At 64.6% G+C, this 2,109-nt stretch carries 1 protein-coding gene; it reads left to right on the top strand.

The genetic code is table 11. From position 1 onward, the window contains the following. Positions 1 to 18 precede the first annotated feature (18 nt). On the top strand, positions 19 to 2,091 hold the full coding sequence (locus V6M49_RS08455) for a PhoX family protein (RefSeq protein ID WP_332760845.1): 2,073 nt from the start codon (positions 19 to 21) through the stop codon (positions 2,089 to 2,091). The last annotated feature ends 18 nt before the right edge of the window (positions 2,092 to 2,109 follow it).

Genomic DNA, 2,109 nt, shown 5'->3' with positions numbered 1-2,109 from the left:
TAAATTTGGAGGCACCCCTTGTCTGAAACGACAGCCCGCAAGTTCACCCTGCTGCCCATGCTCGGCCACACCAAGGGCAAGCGCAGCGCCGTCACGTGCGCCTTGAAGTGCGACAACGCCTGCTCCGGCGATGTCTGCAACACGAGCTCCAACAGCTACTTCCGGGACATCGCGTCCGCCACCATGTCGCGCCGCGCCGCCCTGGGCTTCGGCGCCGCCGGTGCGCTCGCCGTCGTACTCGGCAGCGCCATTACCTCAGCGGAACCGGCAGTTGCCGGCGGCACCGGCCTGGCGCCGGCAGCTAAGGAAGGCTTCGCCAAGGCGAAGCTGAAGTTCACGCCGATCGCTCCGGTGGATGCCGCCGTCGACGCCGTCACCGTTCCGGAAGGCTTCACCTGGCAGCCCGTGATCCGCTGGGGTGACCCGATCTTCAACGGCACCCCGGACTTCGACCTGAACAACCAGACAGCCGCCGCGCAGGAAAAGCAGTTCGGCTACAACTGCGACTACACGGACATCCTGGAGATCCCGAACACCAAGGGCCGCCGGGCCGTGCTGTTCGCGAACCACGAATACACCAACGACGGCATCATGTTCCCGCCGTCCATGCCCGCTGCCGACGTCCGCGCAGTGGGCCAGGCTGCACACGGCCTGTCCGTCGTCGAGCTGGAGCGCAAAAACAAGAACAAGCCGTGGACCTACGTCAAGGGCGCGCCGCTGAACCGCCGCCTCCTGAACAACACAGTCTACGAACTGACCGGCCCCGCCGCCGGCTCGGAGCTAGTCAAGACGGTGAAGGACCGCGACGGCCGCTTCATCAAGGGCACGCTGGGTAACTGCGCCGGCGGCACCACCCCGTGGGGCACCATCCTCTCCGGCGAGGAAAACTTTAACGGTTACTTCCGCTCCCCGGGTACCTCCGCTTATGACAAGCGTTACGGCCTCACCGACAAGGCCACCGCCCGCCAGTGGGAAATTGATGACGAGCGCTTCGACACCCGCAAACCCGGCTACGAGAACGAGGCCAACCGCTTCGGCTACATTGTTGAGGTTGACCCGTTCGATCCGACGTCCACCCCCAAGAAGCACTCCTCGTTGGGCCGCTTCAAGCACGAGGGCGCCAACGTCATCATCGCCGAATCCGGGCACGTGGTGGCTTACTCCGGCGACGACGAGCGCTTCGACTACCTCTACAAGTTCGTGTCCAAGGACAAGTACATCGAGGGCAACCGCCAGCACAACATGACGCTCCTCTCCGCCGGCAACCTCTACGTGGCTCGGTTCACCGGAAACTCAGCCGATTTCAAGGCCAGCGAAGTGCCGGTAGACGGCGCGTTCGACGGCACGGGCGAGTGGCTCGCGCTGGTGGAGAACGGAGTCTCTGCAGTACCGGAAATGACTGTTGAAGAAGTTCTGGTCTACACCCGCGTTGCCGCCGACAAGGTTGGCCCCACCAAGATGGACCGTGCCGAGGACGTTGAGCCCAGCCTGCACACCGGCAAGGTCTACGTGGCCTGCACCAACAACTCCAACCGCGGCGTCGGCTCGAACGAAGCCGCCAACGAGGTCAACCCGCGCAACGAAAACCGTGACGGCCACATCGTGGAAATCACCGAAACCGGCGACCAGACCTCCACTGCCTTTACGTGGAACCTGCTCATGGTCTGCGGCGATCCCGCCACCGACAAGTTCACCTACTTCTCCGGCTTCCCGGTGGACAAGGTCTCGCCCATCTCCTGCCCGGACAACCTCGCGTTCGACTCCGTGGGCAACCTGTGGATCTCCACCGACGGCGCCCCCGCCGGAATCGGCAAGGCCGACGGCCTCTTCAAGGTCACCCTCGAAGGCGCCGAACGTGGCAAGGTGGAGCAGTTCCTGGCCGTGCCGAAGGAAGGCGAGACCTGCGGACCGATCATCCACGACGACGAGCGCACCGTGTTCGTGGCCGTGCAGCACCCGGGTGAGGATGGCTCGTTCGAGAAGCAGAGCTCGTTCTTCCCGGACTACGTTAAGGAAGGCGCGACGCCGGCCCGCGGCGAGGCGCGCGCACCCCGTCCGTCCGTGATCCAGGTGTTCCGCACCGACGCCTAACACCCCTCCCGCCACGTT

The sequence above is a fragment of the Pseudarthrobacter sp. genome, assembly GCF_036675385.1.
Lineage (GTDB): Bacteria > Actinomycetota > Actinomycetes > Actinomycetales > Micrococcaceae > Arthrobacter.
The sequence above is the reverse complement of the archived record's forward strand: the minus strand, read 5'-3'. Positions and strand labels throughout refer to the sequence as shown.